We start from the raw sequence: 26273 nt of genomic DNA, 5'->3' as shown, positions 1-26273 counted from the left end.
TATGGCGGCCATGGATTTCGACGATATGCTCGGCAAGATCAAGGACCGGCAGTGGGCGCTGGCCGATATCGATTGGGACGCACCGGGCGCGGAGACCCTCACCCCCGAACAGCACGCCCGCCTGAAGCCGTTCATGGCGGATCTGATGTGGATCGAGAACGTGGGTGCGCGTGGTTTCGCGGCGATGGCGAAGAAGGCACCCACCGAAACCTTGCGGGAGATCTACCGCTGGTTCCACGCCGAGGAACAGCGGCACGCCAATGCCGAACTCGCCCTGATGCGACGCTGGGGGATGCTCGACGGTGACGAGATCCCGCAGCCGAATATCAACGTCAAACTCGTGATCGACTTCCTGGACAAATACTCCGACGATATGTCGCTGTCGTTCCTGGGCACCGTGATTCCGATGCTCGAGGTCGCGCTGGACGGCGCCCTGGTCAAGTTCATCATGGACGAAATCGACGACCCGGTGTGCCAGGAAACGTTCCGTCGTATCAATGCCGACGAATCCCGCCATCTCGCCGTGGATTTCGCGGTGATGGATGTGCTCGGGCACGCGGAACTGCGTAAACTGCTCATCGAATTGGTCGGCGGCTGGGTGAAACCGACTTTCCTCGTCGGGGTGCTCAGCTATGTGCCGTTGCTGAACAAGATGCGCGACAATATCGTCGCGATGGGTGTGGACGAGCAAAAGCTCTATACAGCCATGGAGCGCTACCGCAAGGTGGGCGAGCGGAGCGAATTCGTGCGCCGGCTCCCGATGTATCAGATCGTGAAACTGCAGGCGAACTGGGTCGTCGACCGCGGCCACCCGTACCATCTCCTCGCCGACGCACTGGTGAAGATCACCGGGGCCATCCCGCGGCAGTTGCTGCGCAAGGACCCGACCTGGTCGAAAGAACTGACCTACACCCCCGCCGCGTGAACGAGGACACCATGACCACTGACAATGCGGCGCCACTCGACGTCGCCGTGATCGGGGCCGGATTCGCCGGAATCGGCACCGCAATTCGGCTACGCCAGAGCGGTATCGAAAATTTCGCCGTCTTCGAACGAGGATCCGCGATCGGCGGTACGTGGCGCGACAACACCTATCCCGGCGCTGCCTGCGATATTCCGTCGCGACTGTACTCCTACAGTTTCGCCCCCAATCCGGAGTGGTCGCACACCTACTCCGGCAGCGCCGAAATACTCGGGTATATCGAGTCGATCGCGGCGAAGTCCGGAATCACCCGGAAAATTCGCCTGCAGCACAACGTCACCGGCATGTCGTTCGACGAACACGCCGGGCTGTGGGATATCGCGTTCGAGGGCCGCGAGCCGGTCCGGGCGCGCGCGGTGGTGCTGGCATCGGGCCCGCTCACCGAACCCGGCTTCCCCGATATTCCGGGAATCGACACCTTCACCGGCCACAAGATCCACAGCGCGCGGTGGGACCACGACTACGACTTCACCGGCAAACGGGTCGCGGTTATCGGTACCGGCGCGAGCGCGGTCCAGATCATTCCCGAATTGGTTCGGAAGGCCGAGGCGGTCAAGGTTTTCCAGCGCACGCCGGGCTGGGTGCTGCCCCGGGTCAACCGCCGGACCGGCACGCTGGCCAAGGAGATCTACCGGCAGGTTCCCGGCGCGGAAACGCTGGCCCGGCAGGCCTGGTTCTACGGCCACGAATCGGTGGCGCTGGGTGTTGTCTGGAATACCCCCCTCACCCGCGTGGTCGAACTGGTCGGGCGGGCGCAGTTGCGGCGCCAGGTGCGCGATCCCTGGCTGCGCCGCCAGCTCACCCCGGAATTCCGGGCCGGCTGCAAACGCCTGCTCATGTCCGACGACTACTACCCGGCGCTGCAGCGCGACAACTGCAAGCTGATCACCTGGCCGATCGCGCGGATAGCCCCGGGCGGGATCCGCACGGCCGAGGGTATCGAGCACCGGGCCGACTGTATCGTGTTCGCCACCGGTTTCGACGTCTCCAAAAAAGGCACCCCGATTCCGATCGTGGGACGTGCCGGCCGGGTCCTCGCCGACGAATGGCGGCGCGGCGCGTTCGCGTACCGCAGCGTGACGGTATCGGGCTACCCGAATCTGTTCCTCACCTTCGGCCCCAATTCCGGCCCCGGTCACAATTCGGCGCTGGTGTACATGGAATCGCAGATCGACTATCTGGTCCGCGCCATCCGGATCATCCTGGACCGCGACCTGACAATGCTCGATGTCCGCCCGGACCGTCAGGAACGCTACAACGCCGCGATCCAGCGCCGGCTGGGCGCGACCACCTGGAATTCGGGCTGCCGCAGCTGGTACCTCACCGAGGACGGTTTCAATCCGACCATGTACCCGGGGTTCGCCACCCAGTACCGCCACCAGCTGCGCGATGTCGATCTGGACGACTACACGCTGACAACCGCCCGGATCGGGCAATCGGCCGACGTGGGTCCCGGCGTCCTGAGCGGCGGCTAGACTCGATCTCTCGAGCCGGGGGCAACCGGGCGGCAGGCGGGTGAGGAGGTGCGGCGACCATGCCGAGATACCGGATCGACGATCTCGCCCGCGCCGCGGGCACCACCTCCCGCAATGTCCGCGCCTACCAGGAGCGCGGCCTGCTCCCGCCGCCCGCGGCGAAGGACGGTCGCGCCAGTATCTACGACGACTCCCACCTCGAACGGCTGCGCCTCATCGACGCGCTGCTGCAACGCGGGTTCACCACCGCGCATATCTCCGATTTCATCACCAGCTGGGAAACGGGCAAGGACCTCACCGAAGTACTCGGCCTGCAACACGCGGTGACCGCCAACTGGTCGCAGGAGGAGCCGTTCGAGGTCTCCCGGGAACTGCTCACCACCATCCTCGGCATACAGTCCGAGGAGCTGGTGGAGAAACTGCGCCGGATGGATCTGGTCCGGATCGACGGCGATACGGTGACCATCACCGATACCCAGTTGCTCACCTCGTTCACCGAACTGCACGAGTACGGGATCGACCTGGGCACGCTCATCTCGGTATACGCCGAGGTCGCGACGCGGATCGACGATATCAGCGGCCTCCTCATCCGCGCCGCGAAGCAACATATCGTCGACGAGCACGGCCCGGGCTGGCTCCCCGACACCAACGAGGAGATCGCCACAACCACCCGCATGCTGAACACCATGCGCGAACTCGGGGTCGCCGCGGTGCACACCAGTCTGGCCCGCTCCCTCGACGCCACCCTCGCCCGCGAACTGGGCGACTACCTCGCGACCGCGGCCGAACGCGAACGCGAACGCAAGGCCGGCCGCGCCGAACGTACGTAGCGATCTGATCAGAAATCGAGCCGGCAGAGTGTTTTTCCGGTGGTCGCGCCGGACAGCATTGCCAGGAGGGCCGTACTCGCGGCCTCGATTCCGTCGAAAATCGTTTCCCGGTGGATCAACCGGCCGTCCGCCAAGTATCCGGCGACCTCCTTGCGCATCCGTTCCTCGAGGTGGGTGAAGGAACCGGCACGGAAACCGCGCATACGCAAACCTTTCGACACCATGGTGAAAAGGTTGGGCGGGCCCGCCGGCGCGGCGCCGTCATACCCGGAGACGGCTCCGCAGAGCGCGATACGACCGGCGGGCCGGAGGGCGTCCAGGGCGGCGGTCAGATGGTCGCCGCCGACATTGTCGAAATAGGTATCGATTCCGCCGGGCGCGAGAGCGGCCAGGGACTCCGAGAGCGAACCGGCGTGATAGTCGAACGCGGGGACCCCCAGTTCGTCGCGCAGGAAAGCGACCTTCTCCGGGCTGCCGGCGGAACCGATCACGGTGGCACCCCGTATCTTCGCGAGTTGTGCGGCCAGAGAACCCACGGCGCCGGCAGCGGACGAAACCCACAGTGTGTCGGCCGGATTCAGCTCCAAGATCTCGGACAACCCGGCATAGGCGGTGAGCCCGGCGCTCCCCAGTGGACCGAGGAACCATCGGGGCGGTAGCGCACCGGCATCGACCCGGGCCGGGGCGCCGTAGCCGCCGATCGTCTGCGCCCGGGTGCCGAGCAGTGCGTACTCCCGGTAGCCGAGCGTATGCGAAACCAGATCGCCGGCGGCGAACTCCGGGGACCGGGATTCGAGCACCGTTCCGAGGGCGAGCCCGGACAGCTCGTCGCCGGGGCGCAGTGGGGGCAGGTATCCGTTCGGCGTGGTGGCGGCGAGACGGATCCGGATCGACGGGTCGATCGACAGCCAGGTGTTGCGGACGAGAATTTCACCCGGCCCCGGTTCCGGGATCGGGGCCTCGGCCAGCTCGAGGTCCGCGGCGGTCAATTTCCCGGCCGGTCGGCGGGCCAGCCGCACGTGACGATTCAACAGTCGGTCCTCCGGTACGGTCGGCGGCGCGGGTCAGCGCACGAACGCGACTTCGGGCGTGCGGGCGATGAGCAGACGGCGGACCGCGCCGGTGGAGTCGAGCTGGGCGGTCGCGTTGAAGGAGGCCTCGAACGCCCCGTTACGCGTGGTGCGGCCGACGACCAGTTCGTAGTCGCCGGCGACCACGCCGACATCGAGGTGGTGGATCAGTGTGCTCTTCTCCCGCTGCGCCAGATAGCCGACCAATCCCGCACGGTCTCCGACGAATTCGGCGCTCTGCCCGCCGCCTTGGGAGAACTGCACGGACATGGTGAAATCGTCGGCGATCATCCCGAGCACCCGGTCCGGGTCGTCGGAATCCATATAGCCGAACCATCGGGTGAGTACCGGCACCGTTGTCATGCCCGCGCTCCTTCGTTCGAGGTCTGTACCGGTAGCAGCGCGAAATCCGCGCTGAACGAAACCTGGTACCTGTCGATGCGGCCGTCGGCGCCGATATGCATGGCGGCGACGAACCAGCCGGTGGTGACGGAATCGTTCTCGGTGACCGCACCGTGCGCGAAGTTCATATCGCCGTCGGCGGCGACGCGCAGCAACCGGTGTTTGCGGTTCACCTTCGGCCTGCCGCTGAGGTAGTCGAACATGGCCGCACGACCGCGGTCGCGATTGACTCCCGTCGGCAGAACCATCGCGAATTCGACGTCCTCGGCCAGCATGGCCGTCGCGTCCCGCAGCCGGCCGCTGTCGACCGCCGCGTAATAAGCCTCGATCACGTGGGTCATGAAATGAACTTAGTTCAGCCCACCTCTTCTTGTCGAGAGGTTCAGCCGCTAGGCTCCGAATTATCGAATTGAACTCAACTCAAGGGGAGAATATGTCTCCGACCTCGGCAGCTGTCGTCGAAAGCCCCTGGCCACGCTCGGAACCACCGGGACTCACCCCGGATGCCGAACAGGTCCAGCTGCGTGAATCGCTGCGGGGGCTGCTCGGGAAGTACAGCGATATCGATCAGGTCCGCGCGGCCGCGGACACCGATCCGGGCTACTCACCACATCTGTGGCGGATACTGGCCGACGAGATGTCGGTGGCCGGCCTGGCCGTCCCGGAGCAGTACGGCGGCCTCGGCTACGGAACCGCGGAACTGGCCGTGGTCCTCGAGGAATGCGGCCGGGCACTGGTCTGCGAGCCCGTGTACAGCTCGGCGGTCCTGGGCGCCCACGCCCTGCTCACCGCGCCGGAAGCCGAGGGCAACCTTCTTCCAGAGGTGCTCACCGGGGATCTCGTCGCCACAGTGAGCGCGCTCGGCCCGGACACCGACGATCTACGGGCCACACCGGGTCCGCACGGATGGCGCGCCGACGGCACGGTCACCCACCTGATCGGCGGCGGAAGCGCCGATATCGTCATCGCCTCGGCCGAGACGGCCGACGGGTCGCGACTGTTCGCGCTGCGCCTACCCGAGGACACCGTGCGGACGGAACGCCGCGTACTAGACCCGACGAGACGGCAAGCCGATATCGCGGTGCTCGACTGCCCGGCGGTACCGCTCACGACACCGGACGCCACCGAGGCAGCGAGTACCCGCCTGCGCGACCTGGCGACATTGGCCCTCGCCTGCGAGAACACCGGAACCATCGATCGCCTGCTCGAGATGACCGTGGCGTACGCCGGGACCCGGCGGCAGTTCGGCCGGCCCATCGGATCGTTCCAGGCGGTCAAACATCGGCTGGCCGATCTCCTGGTTGCACTGGAACGGGCCCGCTCGGCGTCGCGGTACGCGGCCGCCTTGTACGCCGAGGACCCCGATTCCGCCCGGCTCGCCGTGGCGGTGGCCGGGGCGGTGTGCACCGACGCCGCCGTGCACGCGGCGAGCGAGGCCGTCCAGTTGCACGGCGGGGTGGGGTTCACCTGGGAGCATGCCGCGCACTCGTACTTCCGCCGGGTGCTGGGAAACGAAGCCGCACAGGGGGATGCGCGCAGCCACCGGGCCCGCGTCGCCGCACTGATCGGCGTGTGACCAGTCCTACGGTCCCCCGCAAATCCGTATTGACGTGCCTCCCGCCGTCGAGTAGAACTGAAGTGAATCCAGTTCAGGAACAATCCCCGAAAGAGGCTCCGATGATCGACACCGACCACATCGTCCTGGAGAAAGATGGCGAGATCGCCCGGGTCTGGCTCAACCGCCCGCACAAGAAGAACGCGGTCACGGTGGAACTGCTGCACCGGCTCGACGAGATCATCGTCGAGGTCGACAACGATCCCGAGCTGAAGGTGCTCGTGCTGCGCGGCCGGAACAACACCTTCTGCTCCGGCTTCGACCTCGACGAACTGCGCGAGAACTACGTCGGCAAAACCAACGCCATGGACGTCGCGGTGCTCTCCGCGAAGGTGTGCGACCGGCTGTACTCGATGAACACCCCGTCGGTCGCGGTGCTCGAGGGCTACGTCACCGCGGGCGGCTTCGAGCTGATGATCTCCTGCGATTTCGCGGTCGCCGCCGAAGACGCCAAGATCGGCGACTTCCACATCCGGCGGGCCCTGTTCGGCGGTGCCGGACCCATCTACCGGCTGCCCCGGATGATCGGTATCCGCAAGACCAAGGAACTGATGCTCACCGGCAAACTGCTCAGCGGCAAGGAGGCCGCCGACTTCGATCTGATCAACGCCTCCGCGCCCGCGGCCGAACTGGATCGGCTCGTCGCCGATTTCATCGCCCCGATCGTGGACAAGAGCCCGTTCGCCATGAAGCTCACCAAGATGACCATCGATCGCGGTCTGGACGCCGATATCCAGTCGCTGATGGTGATGGAACATCTCGCCGTCGGCAATGCCCTGCAGTCCGAGGACGCGCGCGAGGGTGTGAACGCCTTCCTGGAGAAGCGCGAACCCAAGTGGGTCGGCCGCTGAATCCCGTATAGGCAGCCACGAAACGGAAGGAACGACATGGGTGAGCAGGCGAATCCGGTCCTGGAAGGCAGTCGGTGCACGGTATGCGGCACGGTGGGCTATCCGGCGAGCGCGAACTGCGCGCGCTGCGCCGCACCGACCGCCGAACCGCTGGCGCTGAGCACCGAAGGCGTGGTGTGGGCGCACACCGTGCAGCGGTTCGCGCCGAAATCGCCACCGTATGTCGTTCCCGCCGAGGGCTTCACGCCCTACGCCGTCGGCTATGTCGAGCTCCCGGAAGGGATCAAGGTCGAGGCGATTCTCGACTGCGACGATTTCGCCGATCTGGACCGGGCACCGGTACGCCTCGTCACCGTGACGCCGGTGCCCCGGTTCGCCACCCTATCCCGTCAGCAGAGTGAGGTCCGGTGACCCAGCAGGTTTCGATCATCGGTAGTGGACTGTCCCGCTTCGGCCGGCAGCCCGGGGTCAGCGGGCGGCAACTCGCCCTCCAGGCGATCGGTAACGCACTCGCCGACGCAGGCTTGACCTGGCCAGATATCCAGGTCGCCTACGGCGGCAGCGACGGGTCGGGATTGGCCGACACCCTGGTGGCCGAACTCGGTTTCACCGGTATTCCCTTCACCAATGTCAAGAACGGGTGCGCCACGGGTGGAAGTGCGCTGTTCTCGGCCGTCAACGCGGTCCGCTCCGGTGCCGCGGAGATCGCCCTGGCCGTCGGCTTCGACAAACACCCGCGGGGCGCGTTCGATCCGGACCCGGCCGACTGGGGTCTGCCCGCGGGCTACGGTTCGGCCGGGCTGATGGTGACGACGCAGTTCTTCGGCGCCAAGATCGGCCGCTATATGCGGGAGCACGGGATCTCCACGGACACGCTGGCCAAGGTCGCCGAGAAGGCGTACCGCAACGGCAGTCGCAACCCGAATGCCTGGCGCCGCGAAGCCATTTCGGCCGAGCAGATCCTGGCGTCCGATATGGTGAACGACCCGCTCACCAAGTTCATGTTCTGTTCGCCGGGCGAGGGCGGCGCGGCCGTGGTCGTCGCGGGCGAGGCCGCCGTGCGCCGCCTCGGCGGGCGGCCGGTGCGGTTGCGGGCGATCACCCACCGCACCCGGCGATTCGGGTCCTTCGAGGTGTTCAGCCCCGCTGTCCAGGGTGCCGGCGAGCCGACCAGTGTCAGCGCGGATGCCGCGGCAGCGGCGTTCGAGCAGGCCGGGATCGGGCCGGACGAAATCGGGGTCGCGCAACTCCAGGACACCGAAAGCGGCGCGGAGATCATGCATATGGCCGAATGCGGATTCTGCGAACCCGGTGCGCAGCAGGAGATGATCGCGGCGGGCGGCACCGAAATCGACGGCCGGCTGCCGATCAACACCGACGGCGGCTGTATCGCCAACGGCGAACCCATCGGAGCGTCCGGCCTGCGGCAGGTGCACGAGATCGTGACCCAGCTACGCGGCGAGGCGGGCGGCCGCCAGGTTCCGGGTGCGCCGACAACCGGTTTCACCCATGTCTACGGCGCTCCCGGTATCAGCGCCTGCACGGTTCTGTCGGTCTGAGGTGGACACAGTGAGTACTCAGCAACTTCCCGACCTCGCCGAATTCACCGGGCAGGCCCGCGCCTGGCTGCGCGGCACAGCCGCGCCGCGCACCGAATCCGCGTGGGGCGACGGGGATGATTCGGTGGCGGTCTTCGAGAACTGGACCGCCGCGGAAGAACGGCAGCACACCGATACCATCCGCGCCTACGAGCAGGCCAAATTCGATGCCGGCTGGGGTGCGCTGACGTGGCCGGTCGAATACGGCGGCCGTGGCCTGCCGATGTCCTACGCGCTGGCGTTCCGCCGGGCCGAGGAAGAATTCGATGTGCCCCGGCGCACCGAGATGTTCTCGGTCACCCAGCAACTGGTGGCACCGGCGATCGAGCAATGGGGTACCGAGGAACAGCGGGCGCGCTACGTGCGTTCGATGCTGCGCACCGATCTCATCGCCTGCCAGCTCTTCTCCGAAACCGAGGCCGGATCGGATCTGGCCGCCGTGCGCACCCGGGCGGCCCGCAACGCCGACGGCACCTGGACCCTCGACGGGCACAAGGTGTGGACCTCCGGGGCCCGGGTCGCCGATCTCGGGGTCGCGGTATGCCGCACCGATCCCGCGGCGGCCAAACACGCGGGACTCACCGTTTTCCTCGTGCCGATGGACGCGCCCGGGGTCACCGTCCGGCCGATCCGGCAGATGACCGGCGGGAGCTCGTTCAACGAGGTCTATCTCGACGGTGTCGTACTCGACGACGGGATGCGGCTCGGGCCGGTCGGCAAGGGCTGGCCGGTGGCGCTCACCGTGCTCGCCGCGGAACGGCTCGACGGCGCCTCGCTCGGCCTGGCGAACGCGGACCGGGCGGTGACGCTGGCCAGAAATCTGGGCCGCGAACCGACAGAGCTGGAACGCGACCGGGTCGCGGATCTGGTGACGCGGAGTTATGTGCAGCGGATCGCGGGGATGCGGGTCGCCGCGGCGGTGGTCGCGGGCCGCGATCCCGGACCGGAGGCGTCGGTGGGCAAATTGCTCGCCACCGACACCATGGCACGGACCTCCGAGGTCGCGCGGCTGTTGCTCGGACGGGAACTCACGGCGGATTCCGGACGCTGGGGCACCTACGCCTGGACCGAACACATCCTCGGCGCACCCGGGTACCGGATCGCCGGCGGTACCGACGAGATCCAGCGCAACATCATCGCCGAGCGGGTGCTCGGCCTACCCAAGGAGCCGCGGCCATGACGCTGGAACAGCGGGTACGCGACCGTCTGCGTACCGATCTGGAGCTCGAGGTCACCGGCTTCGAGACGCTGCCCGGCGGGCATTCGGGCCTCACCTACCGGGTCACCACCACCGGCCCGGCGTTCGTGGTGAAGGCGGTGCCGGACGGCCGCAAGCCGATCGGGCGCCACGATATGCTGCGGCAGGCCCGGGTGATGCGGGCGCTCGGCGACACCGATGTCCCGGTTCCCCGGATCGTGGCCGTCGACGAGAACGAACCCGCCTGGTTCGCCATGGAGTTCGTGGCCGGGGAGTCGCTGGAACCGGTCCTCGACGACCCCGCCGTCGAACCCGCCCTGGCCGCGGCACGGATGCGCCGCGCCGCCGAGGTGCTGCCCCGGCTGCACGCCGTCGACCCGGGTTCGATCCCGGGCGCCGAAGCCCCCCTCACACCGGCCGATGAACTCGCCCGCTGGGCCCGCACGCTCGGCGCGGTGCCACCGGAACTGGTCGCGGGCGGCGACCGGCTGCTGGACCTACTGGGCCGGCGGATCCCCGACCCGGTCACCCCCACGCTCGTGCACGGTGACTACCGGCTCGGCAATATCATCGCCGCCGGTACCGAACCGGTCGCGCTGATCGACTGGGAGATCTGGAGCGCGGGCGACCCGCGGGTGGAACTCGGCTGGTTCCTGGTGTTCGCCGACGGCACCAACTTCCCGGAAGTGGGCCGCACGGTGGCGGGCCTGCCCGATTCCGCCGAGCTCGTGGACCGCTACCGCGCGGGCGGGCCGGAACTGCCCGAGCTGCCCTGGTTCGACGCGCTCGGGCGGCTCAAGATGGCCGCCATCATGGGCCACAACCTGCGGCGGCACCGGGAAGGCCGGCACCACGATCCGGACCAGGAAAAGCTGCCCGCCACCATCCATCGCCTCATCGAGACCGGAACCGCGCTCCTCGCCGGTTGAGGTCCTCTCCCCCGATTCAGGAGCCGCACCGTGGATTTCTCCTACTCCACCCGCACCCGAGAGCTGCTCGTCCGGCTCGAACAGTTCATGGAGCAATACGTCTATCCCGCCGAGCGGATCTACGACGAGCAGATCGCCGCCGCGGACAATCCGCACGAACAGCCGCCGGTCATGCGGGAACTGCAGGCCGAGGCGCGCCGGCAGGGCCTGTGGAATCTGTTCATGACCCACGACGGTCTCGGCGCCGGGCTCACCAACCTCGAATACGCCCCGCTGGCCGAACTCGTCGGCCGGTCGATCATCGGCAACGAGACGATCAACTGTTCGGCGCCCGATACCGGCAATATGGAAATTCTCGCCATGTTCGGCACCGAACAGCAGAAACAGCGGTGGCTGAAACCGCTGCTGGATTGCGAGATCCGCTCGGCGTTCGCGATGACCGAACCCGCCGTGGCCAGCTCCGACGCCACCAATATCACCTCGACCATCCGCCGCGACGGTGACCACTACGTCCTCAACGGCCGCAAATGGTACATCTCCGGCATCCTCGACCCGGATTGCAAGCTCATCATCTTCATGGGCAAATCCGATCCGGACGGACCCACCTACCGTCAGCAGAGCATGATCCTGGTACCCGCCGACGCCCCGGGTATCGAGGTGCTGCGCGATCTGCCGATGTTCGGTTTCCACGACCGGCTCGGACACGGCGAGGTGCAGTTCACCGATGTCCGGGTTCCGGCGCAGAACATGCTCGGCGCCGAGGGCGACGGTTTCGCCATCGCCCAGGGCCGCCTCGGACCGGGCCGCATGCACTACGCCATGCGGGCCATCGGCATGGCCGAGCGCGCACTGGAACTCATGTGCCGGCGGTCGCTGGAACGTACCGCGTTCGGCGGACCGCTCGCCGACCGCGGAGTGGTGCGGGAGTGGATCGCGCGCAGCCGCATGGAGATCGATCAGATCCGGCTGCTGACCTTGCAGGCGTCCTGGCTTATGGATACCAAGGGGAACGCGGCGGCGCGGTCGGAGGTCGCGGCGATCAAGGTCGCGGCGATGGAGGTCGCGCATACGGTGGTCGACCGCGCGGTCCAGACCTTCGGCGCGGCGGGGGTCAGCAACGACACCGTGCTGGCCCGGATGTATGCCATCACCCGCGCGCTGCAGATCGCCGACGGCCCCAACGAAGTCCATCTGCGCACCATCGCGCGCCTCGAGGTGAAGAAATACAAATGAGCACAACGGATTTGAGCGGAAAGGTGGCGTTGGTGACAGGTGCCAGCCGCGGGCTGGGCCTGGCCATCGCGCGCGGACTGCGCGACGCGGGCGCCACCGTGATCGTCTCCAGCCGCAAACTCGCCGCGTGTGAAGCGGCGATCGCCACACTCGGCGACGGCCCCGGCAGCGCCCACCCGCTGGAGTTGCACGTGGGCCGATGGGACACCCTCGAACCCGCTGTCGACGCAATCATCGAACGCTTCGGCAGTCTCGACATCCTGGTCAACAATGCCGGTATCGCCCCGCTCGCCGAGAACCTGGAATCGGTCACCGAAAGCCTGTGGGACAAGACCATCGAGGTGAATCTGAAGGGCCCGTTCCGTCTCATGGCCGTCGCCGGGGCCCGGATGGCCGCCGCCGGCGGCGGGTCGATCATCAATATCTCGAGTATCGGCGCGGTGCGGCCGAGCCCGCCGGAGGCGATGTACGCCGCGGCCAAGAACGGGCTCAACGCACTCACCATGGCCTTCGCGCAGGAGTACGCACCGGCGGTGCGGGTGAACTGTGTGATGCCGGGCGGATTCGCGACCGATATGTCCGAGCACTGGGACGACGAATTCGTCGGCAAGATCATCGACCGGCTGCCCGCCGGGCGGCTCGGCGATCCGGCGGAGATCGCCGGCCTGGTCACCCATCTCGCGAGCGACGCGGCCGGTTATACGACGGGTGCGCTGATCCCGGTCGACGGCGGCCGCACCGCGGTGTACTGAGAGGCGGCGCGGAATGAAAAGCCCAGCACTGCACGCTCTTTTCGGATTGGACGGCCGGGTCGCCGTGGTCACCGGGGCGTCCTCCGGCCTCGGGGTCGGCTTCGCGCGGGCACTCGCCGCGGCCGGCGCCACCGTCTACGCCGCCGCGCGCCGGGTGGACAGGTTGCGGGAACTGGCCGCGGCCGACGCCCGGATCGTCCCGGTGCGCTGCGATGTCACCGACCCCGCCGACCGCACCGCCCTGGTGGACCGCTGCTACGAGCAGTCCGGGCGCCTGGACGTCCTGGTCAACAATGCGGGCCGCCCGGGACCGCCGAACGCCGAGCAGGAGACCGACGCGGAGTTCCGCGCCATCCTGGACCTGAACCTGCTCGCCGGATTTCATCTGGCCACCTACGCGGCGTCCCGGCTCCCCGAAGGCGAACGGGCATCGTATATCAATATCTCCTCGGTGATCGGCCTGGTGTCGACCGCGCCGATCGGTGGCGCGAGCTACGCGGCCTCCAAGGCGGGAACGCTGGGTTTGACCCGCGAGCTCGCGGGTCAATGGGGCCGTCGGGGTATCCGCGTGAACGCCGTGGTCCCCGGCTGGTTCGATACGGAGATGACCGACGGCCTGTTCGAGAACGAGAAATCGGCGGGCTGGGTCCGCCGCAACACCATGCTGGGGCGCGGCGGCCGGGCCGGTGAGGTGGACGGGGCCGTGGTGTTCCTCGCCTCGGACGCCTCCTCCTATATGACCGGGCAGGCGCTCGTGGTCGACGGCGGCTGGACCGCACGCTGATGCTCGCCGTACAACTCACCGCCTGGGGAGCCGAACCCGAACTCCGCGAGATTCCCCTGCCGCGGCCACGCGGTGAGGAACTCCTGATCCAGGTGGCGGCGGCCGGACTGTGCCGCTCGGACCTGCACGTCATGGACGCCGCGGCGGGCAGTTTCGACTACCCGCTACCGCTCACCCTGGGCCACGAGGTGGCCGGGACCGTGGTGGAGGCAGGACCGGCCGCCGACCACGACTGGATCGGGGAACAGGTCGTCGTGCACGGCATCTGGGGTTGCGGCGGTTGCCGGAACTGCCTGCGCGGCCGGGAGAACTACTGTCTTCGCCTGCGCCCCCGCGACGGTCGCGGGGCACCCATCGGCAACGGACTCGGTTATCCGGGCGGGCTGGCCGAGGCGGTCCTCGTTCCCGCGGCCCGGTTCCTGGTGCGCTCGGCCGGTGTCGATCCGGTGCACTGCGCACCGCTCGCGGACGCCGGGCTCACCGCTTACCACGCGGTCCGCGAACACCGCGACCTCATCGACGCGCAGAGTGTCTGCCTGGTGATCGGCGTCGGTGGCCTCGGCCATTTCGCGTTGCAGATCCTGCGCGCATTCGGCGCCGGGCAGATCGTCGCGGTCGATACCCGCGCGGAGGCGCGGGAGATGGCCCGGCGGCTGGGCGCGGACGCCGTGTTCGAGGATGCCGCCGCCGCGGCCGGTGCGCTGGGCGAGGGCGCGGATCTGATCCTGGATTTCGCCGGGGCGCCGAGCACGGTGGCCCCGGCCGCCGCCGCGCTGGCGCCCGGGGGCCGGTTGTCGGTGGTCGGCAGTGCGGGCGGACGTATCACGGCCGGGAAAGACGTGGGGCTGGCCGCCGGCTGGGGCATTTCGGCGCCGTTCTGGGGACCACGCGCGGACCTCGCTGCCGTGGTCGAGATGGCACGGCGGGGCGCGCTGCACGTCACCGCGCAGACCTATCCGCTCACCGCGGCGGTCGAGGTCTACCGGCAGCTGCGGTCGGGCGGTATCACCGGCCGCGCGGTGCTGGTCCCACCGCCGTGACCGGCCCGAACCGCCCCGCGGCGGCCCGGCAGCGAGTAGACAGAGAGCACAGCGGCATGAGGAACGGTAGATGAGAACACTGGCGCAGGAGATGCTCGAGCGGGCCCGGCGGGCACCGGCGGAAATCGCGGTGATCGACGAACTCGGACAGCACACCGTGGGCGAGATCATGGCGACGGCGAACGCCCTCGCCGATCGAATCGCGGCCATCGACGAGCGCGGGCCCACGGTGATCATCCAGGCCGACAACACCTGGCGCACGCTCGCCGCCGCGCTGGCCGTCGGCCTGCGGGGCGGGGTCGTGGCCGTGTTCAGCCCGCATGCGACCGAATCGGAGTTCCGGCTCGCGCTCGAGGATATCGACCCGGATCTGGTGATCGGTGACCCCGCCGCCCTGAGCCGCTGGGACGTGCCCGCGACGGAGTTCCCGATCGCCGCCACCGCCTTCGGCGAGCACCGGCTGCGGGCCCGGACCGCGCCGTTCGGCCCGGTGCGGCGATGGCGCGGCGGGAGCGCCATCGCCATGACCTCCGGATCCACCGGCCGGCCCAAATGCGTGGTCCAATCCGAGGACGCCATCCGCTACGCCTGCCGCAGCACCATCGAGGCCGTCGGCCTGCGCTCGGGTGAATCGGTGGGCGCCTTCGTGCCCTTGTCGTCGGTGGCGGCTTTCTGCTTCGGGATGTATCTCCCGGCGTTCCTGGGCGGCACGATGGTCACCATCGGCCGATGGTCTCCCGCGGCGGCGCTGGACGCCATGGCCGAGCACCGGGTCTCGTGGACGATGCTGGTCCCGACCATGGCCCTGCAGCTCTCGGTCACCGGAAACAGCGCCGGACGGCTGCGCGGCCTGCGCGCCATGACCGTGGGTGGCGGACCGATGAACCAGCGGGCGCTGGCCGAGGCCGAAACCAAGCTGGGCACCACGTTCCTCCGGGTGTTCGGGATGTCGGAATGCCTGGGCCATACGACGCCGCTGCCCGGCGACCCCCCGGAGATCCGGCTGGGCCGCGACGGCCGCCCGTTCCCGGGTACCGTCGTCCGCGCGGTCGACGAATCGGGGGCCGGGCTGCCCGCGGGTGCGATCGGCGACGCCCAGGTGAAAGGCCCGTCGCTGTTCGTCGGCTATGCCCGCGGCGGCGTCCCGGTCCCGCCGGACCTCACCGCGGACGGGTTCCTGCCCACCGGTGACCTCGTGGAGGTGGCCGTGGACGGTTCCATCCGGGTGATGGGCCGGCAGAAACAGATCATCATCCGGGGCGGGCGCAATATCGATATCAACGAGATGGAGTCGGCGATCGCGGCACTACCCGGCATCGTGCAGGTCTGCGTGGTCCCGGTCCCCGACGAACTGCTGGGTGAGCGCGCGGCGGCCCTCGTCGTCGCCGACGGCGCGGAACCGACCCTGGAGACCGTCACCGACCAGCTCGCGGCGGCCGGCTTTCCCAAATTCAAATGGCCGGAATATCTGTTCGCGGTGGCGGATCTACCGCAGAACCGGGTCGGAAAACTCTCCCGTCCGGATGCGATCCAGCTGGCCACCCGGCTCGCGTCAGCCGACTCGAATTCATCTCAGGTGGGGTAGAGTTGACCGATCCACACACAGCCGATATTTGGGGGCACACTTCTCATGACCGTTGACAGCGGGACCCGCCGGGAAAGCCCGCGGTCCAAACGCAGCAATATCCTGACCGCTGCCATCGAGCAGTTCGGGCGTATCGGTTACGAGCATACGAAATGGGCCTCCATCGCCGACGAGGTCGGCATCGGCCAGACCGCGCTCTACCACTATTTCGAGTCGAAGGCGCACTGCCTGCTCACGATCATGCGACTGGAGCTGGCCGATTCGGTCGACCGTTTCGTCACCGCCACCGAGAACGAAGCGGACCCCGAGCAAGCGCTGCGCGCGGCGGTGGCCGCCGCCCTGCGCGCCGAGCCGATCGACGCGCTGCAGCGCCGCATCCTGCAGAACCATATGGACATGCTGGCCCAGCCGCGCCAATCGAAGAAGGAAGAAGCCGAACGGCTGCGCTCGCGCGAACTGGTCCAGGAAATCGAACAGAACTGGACCGAGTTGATCGAGCGGGGTATCGCGGCGGGCGTATTCGCCGAGGGTGATCCCAAAATCCTCGGCCGGATGGTGCTGGCGGTGATCATCAGCGTGTGGCGGTGGTATCGCCCGGACGGCTCGTTGACCCTTGCCGAGATCACCGAGACCGTCACCGAGGCCTCGGTGCGGATGGTGCGCGCCTGACAGGCCGATGCACACGGCGCCGGCCCGCGGTGCCGTAGGCCCGGAGCGACGACCCGGACGCTCCCGGCCCTCCGGGCAACCGGACGGGGCCGTGGTCCACCCTGCGTAACAGAACAGAATTCAGTTAGGAGAGCTTGTGTACAACCTCATCGTGCTGGCGTCCCGGCCCAGCGACTGGTCGCACGAACAATTCATCGAATGGTGGCGCGGCGAACACGCCGAGGTGACCTATCCCCTGCCCGGCCTGCTGCGCTGGCAGCACACCGAACTCCTCGACACCGTTGACGAGAAATCGGCCGGCTGGGACGGCCTGTCGATCCTGAGCTTCGAATCCCGCGAGGCCCTCGACGCCGCGCTGGCCAGCCCCGAATGGAAAGCCGCCGTCCAGCATGTCGGCGCGATGCGCGGGCGCCGCATGATCTGGTTCGGCGAAGAGCAGACCATGGTGTCCCTGGCCGGCAGCGGCGAATGAGCGCGCACTGGGCCGAGCCCGGCTGCTATCCGGTCGCCGACGGTATCCACCGCATCCCCCTGCAACTCCCGCAGGACGGGTTGCGCGCGGTGAACGTCTACGCCCTGGAAACCGCCGCCGGGCTCGTCCTGATCGACGGCGGCTGGCATCGCCCGGACACCTACCGGGAGCTCACCGCCGGGCTCGCGCGGATCGGCCGCTCCCCCGCCGAGATCCACGATGTCCTGGTCACCCATATCCACCGCGACCACTACACCTTCGCGGTGGAGCTGCGGCGCCGCCACGGGTGCCGGGTTCATCTCGGCGCCGGCGAATCGGCCGGCCTCACGGCGATCCGCGAACTCCGCAACAACGTACCCACCAGTTCCCTGCGCGAACTACGCCGGGCCGGCGCCGCCGGTATCGCGGCACGCGCCTACGCCGGCAGTATCGGTGAACCCTTCGACGTCGCCGACTGGGAGGCCCCCGACCGGTGGCTGCAGCCCGGCCCGCTCACCCTCGAGGGTTACGAACTCGAGGTCCGCGCGACACCGGGGCATACCAAGGGACACCTGGTCTTCCAGGACACCGCCCGGCGGATGCTGTTCACCGGCGATCATCTGCTGCCGACCATCACGCCCTCGATCGGCTTCGAACTCGGTGCCTGGGAACTGCCGCTGGACAAATTCCTGAACTCGCTCGAACTGCTGCGCGACGACGACGACCGGATCATGCTGCCCGCCCACGGCCCGGACGGTGGCAGCGCCGGGCGGCGCGCCCGCGATCTGCTGGCGCACCACGGCCGGCGTTTCGAGCAGATCCGCGCCGCCGTAACCGACCTCGGGCCCTGCACCGGCCTCGAGGTCGCCCAGGCGCTCACCTGGACCCGTCGAGAACGCCCGTTCGGCACTCTCGACACGTTCAATCAGATGGTGGCCACCTGCGAAACCATGGCGCATCTCGACGTCCTGGTCGCAAGGAATGCGCTGGCCGCCGAAACCTATTCCGGTGTAGACCTTTTCAAGGCTTCTTCCTGAGCGCTTCCGGCCCGGCCGGATCGCCCCCGGCCACGCACCGGGCGTCGGGTCGCGCCACTGCCGGACCGTGATCCGGGCGATCACAACCGAAGCGAACGGGGCTGTCTCCACCCTCATCCGGTGGAGACAGCCCCGATTTCCGCACCGTCAGGCGCAGGTCCAGCCGCCGTCGACATACAGTTCGGTACCGGTGACGAAGGTCGAATCGTCACCGGCCAGGAACGCGACCGCGGCGGCCACTTCCTCGGCCCGGCCCAGCCGGCCCATGGGGGTGTTCGCGAGCATCGCCCGATGCCGTTCGCTGCCTTCGTACCGGTCGAGCAGCTGTTCGGTTTCGATGAAACCCGGGTGGATCGAGTTCACCCGGACCCCCTTCGCAGCCCAGTGCAGGGCGGCGTTCTTCGTCATCGTCCGCACCGCGCCCTTGGCCGCCGCATACGCCAGGCTGTTGCCCAAGCCGCCGACGCTGCCCAGGATCGAGCAGAGGTTGACGATGGCTCCACCGCCGCTCTCTTCGATCAGGGCGCCGGCGTGCTTCATGCCCAGCCAGGTGCCGGTCTGACTTACCTCGATCACCCGGTTGTAGCGGTCGAGGTCCTCGTCGACGACGGAGGCCAGGCTGCCGATGGCCCCGTTGTTGACCAATGCGTCCAAACGCCCGTACCGATCGCGTACCGCGGCCACCGTGTCCTGCCACTGCTGCTCACGCGCGATATCCAGCGGCCGGGTGAGATGGTGCTCCGGCCGGTCCAGGGTGGCGGCGAGGTCGGCGCACGCCGCCTCGCCGAGGTCGGTCACCACGAGTGTGGCGCCTTCCGCGGCGAGCCGGCGCGCGATCTGCACACCGATACCACCGGTCGAACCGGTCACCAGGACTACCTTGTCGTTCAGCCGTGACGGGCCCGTTGCCATGGCAGGCCTTTCTGTTTCGGGGGAATCACCACGGAGAGACCGCGGTTCACAACTTGTTCAGCACGTTCCGGCCGCCGATGAGCATCGCGACACCCACACCCGCGGTGGTGACCGCGGTCATGAGCAGCGCCATCGCGGCGACCAGCGGGTAGGAGCCGTTCTGCCACAGGTCGAAGAGCAGGGTGCCCATCACCTGGGTGGTCGAGGCGCGCACCAGCAGCGAGGCGGCGAATTCGTGGGTCAGCAGGATGAACATCAGGGCGACGGCACTGAGGATGGTGGGCCGCATCAGCGGCAGCATCACCCGCAGGTTCGTCACCAGCGGGGACGCACCGCTGGTCGCCGACGCCTCGCTGTAGGTGTTGCCGAGCGAGAGCATGGCCGTCATCTGCATTCTGGTCGCGTACGGCAGCATCAACACGATGTAGACCAGGATGATCACCGTCTTGGTCCCGTACAGGATCAGCGGCGGCTCGGTATAGGTGAGCAGGAATCCGACACCGAAGATGACCGCCGGAATACCCAGCGGCAGTGCGGTGATCAGGTCCGCCAGCAATGCCATGATCTTGAACTGCCGGCCGCGCACGAGCAGGCCGGCCATCAGATAACCCAGCGGGACGCAGATCACCACGGCCGCCAGCGCGGTCGACACGCTGGTGAGCACCGAGTTCACGATGGCGTTGTCCGCGGCGAGGGCGCGGAAGTTGTCCAGCGTCAGCAGATCCCAGGACAGCGATCCGGACCAGTACGGGGTCAGCGACACGATGACAAGCCCGACGAGCGGGATGATCAGGGCGAACAGGGCGTAGACGACGATGGTCACCGTGGCCCACAGCGAGCGTCCCGCCGCCGGCGCGAACGCCTTACCGCCGTGCGTGACGAAACGGGACTGGTTGCCCAGCAGCCCTTTCTGGATCAGCACCAATACCAGCCCGAAGATCACCAGCGGTGAACCGGCGGCGGCCGCCGCGGCGAAATCCGAGGGCGATTCCGAGACCCGGCGATACATCTCGGTGGTCAGCACTTTCACGCCGTAGTTCTGGCCGAGCAACAGCGGACCCGTGAACTGGCCGAGGCCCAGCAGCAGCGCGATACCGCCGCCGTAGATGAGCGAAGGCCGCAGCAGCGGCAACACCACCCGGAAGAACACCCCGACGGTGGAGGAGCCGCTGATCTGCGCAGCCTCCAGATGTTCGGCCCCGATGTTCTGCATCCCGGCGCTGACGAACAGGTAGACGAACGAGGTCAACCCGAAACCGGTGAGGATGATGATCCACGGCACCGTGTACACATCGATCGGGCCGGAATCCGAACCGCTCCACCAGGGCAGCTTCCGCAGCAGGACATTCAGGTAGCCCGGTCCGGGTGAGAGCAGGAATGCCCAGCCCACGATATTGGCGACGGCGGGCATCACGATCGGCAGGATCGGGATGATCCGCAGGAATCCGAAACGGTCCGGTAGCCGGCTCGCCGCGAAGGCGAGCAGGGTGCCGAGCACCATGGCGATCACCAGCGAGCCCAGCGCGAGCGCGACGGTGGTCCGGATGGTTTCGCCGATATCGAAACGGGTGTACTGCGCGCGATAACCGCGGGCACCGTCCTCGAAGGCCAATGATTGCAGCCGGAACATCGGCAGCACGACGAGATAGGCCAGGACGGCCAGCAAGGCGAGATATCCGAGCCGGGTCCGCCATTGCGCGGGCAGCGCGAAGGACCGGGTCGCGGTGGTGGTCACAGCGGTCATCAGGCCTGCCCTCCCACACTCACGGCGACCGGCTCGGCCGCACCGGCGGAGGTGCCGCCGGCGGTCGCGAAGACCCGCAGGCTCGCCGGGGAGAAGCTCACCACCAGCGGCGCTCCCGGGCGGCTGCCCCGCAGTGCCGCACCGTGCTGGGCGGCCGGTGCACGCAGAATGAGCTGTTCGCCACCGGTTTCGACCGTGACGTCGAAGTACCGGCCGCCGTACTCGTAGGTCACCAGTTCGGCGTGCAGGGCGACATTGCCCAGCGGCACCTCGTCCGCCGTGGCGTGCAACAGCACATCGTCGGGCCGCAGCCGGGCGACCGCGCTGTCGTGCCGGTCGGCGTTGTCACGGACCACGGCATGGGTGAGGTCGATCGGGTCGCCGGCCGCGGTCGCCCATCCCTCGTGCCCGCGCCGCAACGACAAACGGTTGCTCATCCCGATGAAGGCGGCGACATAGTCCGATACCGGATTCTCGAAGACCCGCTCCGGCGCGTCGTACTGTTCGATCTTGCCGGCCTTCATGATGGCGAGCCGGTCGCCCAGCGCGAAGGCCTCGGACTGATCATGGGTGACGAATACGGCGGTGAATCCGAGCTTCTGGTGCAATTGATGGATCTGGGTACGGACCTGGTCGCGCAGCCGGGCGTCGAGATTGCTCAGCGGTTCGTCGAACAACACCAGATCCGGCCGCGCCACCAAGCCGCGGGCCACCGCGACCCGCTGCTGCTGTCCACCGCTGAGCTGCGACGGATACCGGTCGAGCAATTGCCCGCAATCCACCATTTCTGCGGCGGCTTCCACCGCGCCCGCGGCGACGGCTTCTTTCATCTTCCGCACCTTCAGCGGGTAGCGGATATTGTTGCGGACGGTCATATGCGGCCACAGCGCGTACGACTGGAACACCATTCCTATATTGCGTTTGTGTGCAGGCACATTCAGGCGTGCGTTCGCATCGAATACCGGGTGGTCCTTGAAGGTGATCGCACCGCCCTGTGGTGTTTCCAGCCCGGCCAGGCAACGCAGTGTCGTCGTTTTCCCGCAACCACTCGGGCCGAGCAGGACCAGGAATTCACCCTCCTCGATGGTGAGGTCGAGCTGATCGACGACGACGTTGCTGCCATAGGTTTTAGTGAGGCCGGAAACGGTGAATTGCGACGTCATCTCATGCCTTCTGGGTCGGGAGTTTCGGAGTGCGTACGCCGGCGGCGGTTCCGCCGTCGACGAGAAGATCGGTTCCGGTGACATAACTGCTGTCGGCGCCCGCCAGAAAAGCGATCACCGAAGCCACTTCGGCGGGGGCACCGCGCCGCTGCATCGGAATACTGCGGACATAGGCCTGCACATCGTCGGTGGCGAAACCGGGTGCGGCGGTGATCTCGGTGGTGATACTGCCCGGGCACACCGAATTCACCCGGATCCCCTGTTCGGCCAATTCCAGGGCGGCGACCTTGGTCAAGGCGCGCACACCGAATTTCGCCGCGCCGTACGCGCCGAGTTCGGCGGTGGCCAGCACACCGCGCAGCGAGGAAATGTTCACCACCGACCCACCGCCGGTCATCGCGGCGGCCGCGGTCCGCAGCCCCAGGAACGTACCGACCAGGTGCTGGTCGATCATCCGGCGGAACTCGTCGAGCGTGGTCCGGGCCAGTGTCGCCTTCAGAGCGGTTCCGGCGCTGTTGACGAGCACGTTCATCGGATGACCGGCCTGTTCCATCGCCGTGGCCACGGCCTGCCAGCCGGATTCGTCGGTGACGTCGAGGTGGTGGTAGTGGGCGCGGGGTCCCAGCTCCAGCGCGCGCCGCCGGCCGGCGATATCGTCGATATCGGTGAGATAGACCGTCGCACCCTTGGCGACGAACAGTTCGGCGGTGGCCCCGCCTATTCCCCCGGAAGCCCCGGTCACCAGTACATGGCTGCCACGCCAGGGCTCGGCCGTCTCGTCCATACCTGTCCTTTGTCGATTCGTCGGGAACGGTGGGGCCGGATCAGCCCTGGAAACGCCGAGCCCATTCCTGGGAGTACTGCGCGACCTTGTCCGGTGTCAGGTCCCGGGTGTCCGGTGCGGCGATGTCCTGGGCCTGCACCACGGCACCCGGGATATCCGGCAGGGCGGCGGCGTACCCGTCGTTGAGCGCGGTCTGCCCCTCCCGGGTGGCCATGAAATCGACCAGCAGCTGGGCGGCATTCGGATGCGGCGCGACACTCGCGACATGGCTGTACCAGGGCGTTCCCCACGGGTGCGGCGGGAGTACCCAGCCGACCGGGGCGCCGGCGGCCACCTCGGTCACCAGCGGCTGCACCGACGGGGTCACCGCGATCTCACCCGAGGTGAGCGCCTGCGCGACACCGAGCGCACTCGGATAGATCCGTGGTTTCAGCGCGGCCATCCGCTCCCAGTAGTCGGCGCCGTAGGTGGCGGCGTAGAAGCGGTACAGGTCGACGTACGCGGCGATTCCGGTCGGGTTGACGATGCCGATCTTGCCGGTGTATTTCGGGTCGAGCACATCGCGCGGTGAGGTCAGGCCGCCGGGGACCGCCTCGGTATTCCAGCCGAGGGCGAAGACGGCGGCGCTGGAGAGCGCGAAACGGTTTTCCAGCACACTCTTCTCGGGCCGGTATTCCGGTGCCCGCAGGCCGGGACCGACCAATTCGGTCGAATAGTTACCGGATTGGGCCGCATTGGCGATCCAGGTGGCGTCGGTGAGCATATGGACGTCCGCGGTGCCGCGACCGGTCCGGTTCTCCGTTTCCACCCGCGGATTGATATCGGCGTCGGTGCCGCGGACGAATTCCATATCGATCCGCGGGTACGCGGTTTCGAACGCCTTTTCCAGCCGCTCCAGATTTGCCGGTTTCTGGCTCGAATACAGCAGGACGCTGCCTTCGTTCTCGGCGGCGGCGACCACCTCGTTCCATCCGCCCGAAACCGGGGCCGTGGTTCCCGGACTTCCCCCGCAGGCGGTGAGGGCGGAGGTGACAGCGAGTGCCACGGTGGCCACCGTGGCCCGGAACAGCAACTTCATGGTGCGAATACCCACATCCCACAGAACTGAACTGATGTCAGTTTGAAACTATGCCATACCCATTGTGGTGTCAATCACCTTGTGGCAATAATATGAAGTGAATCCAGTTCAAGGAGGAACTTTGGTCTCGCCTCTCCTGTCGTCCCCGCTCCGGATCGGCGGCCTCGAGCTGCGCAATCGGCTGGTAGCGACCGCGCACGGCTCCGGCGTGGTCAGCGCCGGCCTCGCCCGGCCCGGCGACGACGACTACTGGCGGCGCTGCGCGGCCGGCGGCGCCGCGATGGTGATCGCGGGCGGCACGGTGGTCGGATCGGACTCCGGCAACCGCACAGGAAACATCACCGACGCATCCCTCCCCGACTCCGTGCCCGGTCTGCGCCGGCGCGCCCGGGCGATCGCCGCGGGCGGCGCGGTACCGGTCTGCCAGCTCGTGCATCTGGGGCAGGAGACGCTGGGAGCCGAGATCTGGGAACACCCCGTGGCACCGTCGGCCGTCCGGTCCCCACGCGAACCGGTCCGCGCCCGGGTGCTGTCGGACGCCGATATCGACCGGGTGATCGCCGATTTCGTGCTCAGCTCCCGCCACGCCGCCGAGGCGGGTTTCGCCGCCGTGGAACTGCACGCCGCGCACGGCTACCTGCTGGCACAGTTCCTTTCGCCGGCCTCGAACACGCGGGCCGGCGCCGCCACTGTCGCCGGCCGCGCCGCAATCCTGCAACGGCTGCACACCGCGATCACCGCGGCCTGCCCCGGCCTCGTTCTCGGCGTCCGGGTTTCGATCGACGGCGCCGAAGAGGCCGGACTGGATGCCGACGGCCTGTGCGAACTGCTGCCGCAGCTGGACGTATTCGACTACATCAACGTCACCGCGGGTGTGCGTACCACCTACGTCCGCGATATGGCGACCGCCGAACCGCCGCTGCTGCCGCTGCTGAGCCGTATCCGCGCGGCGACCACCCGTCCGCTGCTGGTCTCGCAGGCGTTCCGGTCGCGGGCGGAGATCGAGGGGGCGCTCGCCGCCGGCGCGGACCTGGTGGGAATGGCGCGGCCGTTCATCGCCGACCCGGATATCGCGGCAAAACTGCTGAGCGGGGCGGACAGCCGGATCCGGCCGTGCGTGTCCTGTAACGAGGACTGCCGTTCCTTCACCCCGGTCCTGCTGTGCACGGTGAATCCCACCCTCGCGCCACCCGGCCTCGCCGCGCGCCCGGCCCGCCCGCTGCGATTCGGGCCCCCACCGACTCGGCCGGGCAAGGTCGCGGTGGTCGGCGCCGGGCCCGGCGGCCTGGAAGCCGCCCTACGCCTGGCAGCGGCCCACGACGTGACGCTTTTCGAGGCCGAGCCGTGGCTGGGCGGCCAGGTGCGCACCGCCGCGCAGGCACCGAATCGAACCCGCTGGTCGGCACTGCTGCGCTTCTATCAGGACAACCTCACCGATGTCCGGATCGAACTCGGGCACCGGGTGGCGGCGGCGGATCTGACCGATTTCGACGAGGTCATCGTGGCGACCGGGGCGACCGAAGCCGATATCGCCGGCGCCGTGACGACGACCTCGGTGCTCACCGATCCACGGCAGATCTGGCCGGGCAACCACGTGGTGGTGATCGACGACGGGTTCGGATACTGGCCCGCGGTCGGCGCCGTGGAGGCGGCGCTGACCGGAGGGGCGCGCCGGGTCACCGTGCTCACCCCGGCTGCCGCGATCGCGGCCGGTATCCCGGCGGAGAGCCGCGTGCAGCTGCTGCGGCGCCTCGCGGGATGCCCGGTGGATTTCGTCGTCCAGGCAGCGCTCGTGGAAGTGCGGCGTACCGCGACCGGAACGGTCGTGAGCTATCGAAATTCCCTGTCCGGCGAGACACACGAGCTGCTCTGTGACCGGGTGGTGGTCGCAGGGGAACGGATGGCGACCGGCTGGCGGTCCTTCCCGGAGCAGCTGCCGCGGGCGAGGGTGCAGGTCATCGGTGACGCCCTGGTCCCCCGCCGGGTGTCACACGCCATCGCCGAGGGTTACGCGGCCGCGGAAGCGATTCTCGGTGGCACACGGCTGCTGCCCGCACAGGCCGGGTGATCCGATGCGCGCCGGGAAATACC

General features: G+C 68.1%; 26 protein-coding genes. 18 read left to right on the top strand and 8 right to left on the bottom strand.

What is annotated here, in order from left to right:
* The first annotated feature begins 1 nt into the window (after window position 1).
* From ACQEVO_RS08770 to ACQEVO_RS08760, 3 genes are read left to right on the top strand one after another with little or no spacing between them, the layout of a single operon-like run.
* The gene (locus tag ACQEVO_RS08770) at window positions 2-925 is read left to right on the top strand and encodes a ferritin-like domain-containing protein (RefSeq protein WP_432910783.1); all 924 of its coding nucleotides are present in this window, start codon (window positions 2-4) and stop codon (window positions 923-925) included.
* Window positions 926-936: 11 nt separating this feature from the next.
* Window positions 937-2457: a flavin-containing monooxygenase gene (locus ACQEVO_RS08765; protein WP_432910781.1), complete on the top strand. Its 1521-nt coding sequence runs from the start codon at window positions 937-939 to the stop codon at window positions 2455-2457.
* A gap of 59 nt (window positions 2458-2516) precedes the next feature.
* Entirely contained in the window at window positions 2517-3287 is a 771-nt protein-coding gene (locus ACQEVO_RS08760) for a MerR family transcriptional regulator (RefSeq protein WP_432910780.1), read from the top strand.
* Between the two features lie 8 nt (window positions 3288-3295).
* Here the strand turns inward: ACQEVO_RS08760 and ACQEVO_RS08755 are convergent, their stop codons facing one another.
* Genes ACQEVO_RS08755 through ACQEVO_RS08745 form a run of 3 tightly spaced genes read right to left on the bottom strand, consistent with a single transcriptional unit; the run spans window position 3296 to window position 5100 of the window.
* A complete protein-coding gene (locus ACQEVO_RS08755; RefSeq protein ID WP_432922488.1) occupies window positions 3296-4321 on the bottom strand; it encodes an NADP-dependent oxidoreductase in 1026 nt (341 codons plus the stop codon).
* A gap of 30 nt (window positions 4322-4351) precedes the next feature.
* Entirely contained in the window at window positions 4352-4720 is a 369-nt protein-coding gene (locus ACQEVO_RS08750; RefSeq protein ID WP_432910778.1) for a hypothetical protein, read from the bottom strand.
* Window positions 4717-5100, bottom strand: coding sequence for a nuclear transport factor 2 family protein (locus ACQEVO_RS08745; RefSeq protein ID WP_432910776.1), 384 nt, complete (start codon window positions 5098-5100; stop codon window positions 4717-4719). Before ACQEVO_RS08745 ends, ACQEVO_RS08750 begins: the two co-directional genes overlap by 4 nt.
* A 92-nt stretch (window positions 5101-5192) precedes the next feature.
* Here ACQEVO_RS08745 and ACQEVO_RS08740 point away from each other — a divergent pair, with 92 nt between their 5' ends.
* The 14 genes from ACQEVO_RS08740 to ACQEVO_RS08675 all read left to right on the top strand — a co-directional run bounded on the left by ACQEVO_RS08740 (window position 5193) and on the right by ACQEVO_RS08675 (window position 18501).
* Entirely contained in the window at window positions 5193-6335 is a 1143-nt protein-coding gene (locus ACQEVO_RS08740) for an acyl-CoA dehydrogenase family protein (protein WP_432910773.1), read from the top strand.
* Window positions 6336-6436: 101 nt separating this feature from the next.
* Window positions 6437-7225: an enoyl-CoA hydratase/isomerase family protein gene (locus tag ACQEVO_RS08735; RefSeq protein WP_432910772.1), complete on the top strand. Its 789-nt coding sequence runs from the start codon at window positions 6437-6439 to the stop codon at window positions 7223-7225.
* 36 nt (window positions 7226-7261) lie between these two features.
* Window positions 7262-7636 (top strand): Zn-ribbon domain-containing OB-fold protein, encoded by a 375-nt coding sequence (locus tag ACQEVO_RS08730; protein ID WP_432910770.1) that lies wholly within the window; start codon window positions 7262-7264, stop codon window positions 7634-7636.
* The gene (locus tag ACQEVO_RS08725; protein ID WP_432910769.1) at window positions 7633-8784 is read left to right on the top strand and encodes a thiolase family protein; all 1152 of its coding nucleotides are present in this window, start codon (window positions 7633-7635) and stop codon (window positions 8782-8784) included. The genes ACQEVO_RS08730 and ACQEVO_RS08725 overlap by 4 nt, the downstream gene beginning before the upstream one ends.
* Before the next feature lie 10 nt (window positions 8785-8794).
* The gene (locus ACQEVO_RS08720) at window positions 8795-10003 is read left to right on the top strand and encodes an acyl-CoA dehydrogenase family protein (RefSeq protein WP_432910766.1); all 1209 of its coding nucleotides are present in this window, start codon (window positions 8795-8797) and stop codon (window positions 10001-10003) included.
* Window positions 10000-10950 carry a phosphotransferase family protein gene (locus ACQEVO_RS08715; protein WP_432910764.1) on the top strand — a complete coding sequence of 317 codons (951 nt, stop codon included), beginning with the start codon at window positions 10000-10002 and terminating at the stop codon, window positions 10948-10950. The genes ACQEVO_RS08720 and ACQEVO_RS08715 overlap by 4 nt, the downstream gene beginning before the upstream one ends.
* Before the next feature lie 30 nt (window positions 10951-10980).
* Window positions 10981-12183: an acyl-CoA dehydrogenase family protein gene (locus tag ACQEVO_RS08710; protein WP_432910763.1), complete on the top strand. Its 1203-nt coding sequence runs from the start codon at window positions 10981-10983 to the stop codon at window positions 12181-12183.
* Window positions 12180-12935 (top strand): SDR family NAD(P)-dependent oxidoreductase, encoded by a 756-nt coding sequence (locus ACQEVO_RS08705; protein ID WP_432910761.1) that lies wholly within the window; start codon window positions 12180-12182, stop codon window positions 12933-12935. The genes ACQEVO_RS08710 and ACQEVO_RS08705 overlap by 4 nt, the downstream gene beginning before the upstream one ends.
* A 13-nt stretch (window positions 12936-12948) precedes the next feature.
* Entirely contained in the window at window positions 12949-13719 is a 771-nt protein-coding gene (locus tag ACQEVO_RS08700) for an SDR family NAD(P)-dependent oxidoreductase (protein ID WP_432910759.1), read from the top strand.
* A complete protein-coding gene (locus tag ACQEVO_RS08695; RefSeq protein ID WP_432910756.1) occupies window positions 13719-14759 on the top strand; it encodes an NAD(P)-dependent alcohol dehydrogenase in 1041 nt (346 codons plus the stop codon). The genes ACQEVO_RS08700 and ACQEVO_RS08695 overlap by 1 nt, the downstream gene beginning before the upstream one ends.
* 70 nt (window positions 14760-14829) lie before the next feature.
* Window positions 14830-16344 (top strand): class I adenylate-forming enzyme family protein, encoded by a 1515-nt coding sequence (locus tag ACQEVO_RS08690; RefSeq protein WP_432910754.1) that lies wholly within the window; start codon window positions 14830-14832, stop codon window positions 16342-16344.
* 45 nt (window positions 16345-16389) lie between these two features.
* Window positions 16390-17013: a TetR/AcrR family transcriptional regulator gene (locus tag ACQEVO_RS08685; protein ID WP_432910752.1), complete on the top strand. Its 624-nt coding sequence runs from the start codon at window positions 16390-16392 to the stop codon at window positions 17011-17013.
* Window positions 17014-17149: 136 nt separating this feature from the next.
* Window positions 17150-17485 carry an EthD domain-containing protein gene (locus tag ACQEVO_RS08680; protein ID WP_432910750.1) on the top strand — a complete coding sequence of 112 codons (336 nt, stop codon included), beginning with the start codon at window positions 17150-17152 and terminating at the stop codon, window positions 17483-17485.
* Window positions 17482-18501 (top strand): MBL fold metallo-hydrolase, encoded by a 1020-nt coding sequence (locus ACQEVO_RS08675; RefSeq protein WP_432910749.1) that lies wholly within the window; start codon window positions 17482-17484, stop codon window positions 18499-18501. The genes ACQEVO_RS08680 and ACQEVO_RS08675 overlap by 4 nt, the downstream gene beginning before the upstream one ends.
* Window positions 18502-18648: 147 nt before the next feature.
* On the opposite strand, the gene ACQEVO_RS08670 is transcribed toward ACQEVO_RS08675, so the two are convergent.
* From ACQEVO_RS08670 to ACQEVO_RS08650, 5 genes are read right to left on the bottom strand one after another with little or no spacing between them, the layout of a single operon-like run.
* Window positions 18649-19413, bottom strand: a complete 765-nt coding sequence (locus ACQEVO_RS08670) for an SDR family NAD(P)-dependent oxidoreductase (RefSeq protein WP_432910746.1) — start codon at window positions 19411-19413, stop codon at window positions 18649-18651.
* Between the two features lie 46 nt (window positions 19414-19459).
* The gene (locus ACQEVO_RS08665) at window positions 19460-21157 is read right to left on the bottom strand and encodes an ABC transporter permease (protein ID WP_432910743.1); all 1698 of its coding nucleotides are present in this window, start codon (window positions 21155-21157) and stop codon (window positions 19460-19462) included.
* Window positions 21157-22320: an ABC transporter ATP-binding protein gene (locus tag ACQEVO_RS08660; RefSeq protein WP_432910741.1), complete on the bottom strand. Its 1164-nt coding sequence runs from the start codon at window positions 22318-22320 to the stop codon at window positions 21157-21159. Before ACQEVO_RS08660 ends, ACQEVO_RS08665 begins: the two co-directional genes overlap by 1 nt.
* 1 nt (window position 22321) lies before the next feature.
* Window positions 22322-23104, bottom strand: a complete 783-nt coding sequence (locus ACQEVO_RS08655) for an SDR family NAD(P)-dependent oxidoreductase (protein WP_432910738.1) — start codon at window positions 23102-23104, stop codon at window positions 22322-22324.
* 40 nt (window positions 23105-23144) lie between these two features.
* A complete protein-coding gene (locus ACQEVO_RS08650) occupies window positions 23145-24182 on the bottom strand; it encodes an ABC transporter substrate-binding protein (protein WP_432910735.1) in 1038 nt (345 codons plus the stop codon).
* 121 nt (window positions 24183-24303) lie between these two features.
* On the opposite strand from ACQEVO_RS08650, the gene ACQEVO_RS08645 reads away from it, so the two are divergent.
* Window positions 24304-26250 carry an FAD-dependent oxidoreductase gene (locus ACQEVO_RS08645; RefSeq protein ID WP_432910732.1) on the top strand — a complete coding sequence of 649 codons (1947 nt, stop codon included), beginning with the start codon at window positions 24304-24306 and terminating at the stop codon, window positions 26248-26250.
* Window positions 26251-26273 lie beyond the last annotated feature (23 nt).

The sequence above is a fragment of the Nocardia sp. CA-290969 genome (assembly GCF_050936135.1).
GTDB lineage: Bacteria > Actinomycetota > Actinomycetes > Mycobacteriales > Mycobacteriaceae > Nocardia.
The sequence above is the reverse complement of the archived record's forward strand: the minus strand, read 5'-3'. Positions and strand labels throughout refer to the sequence as shown.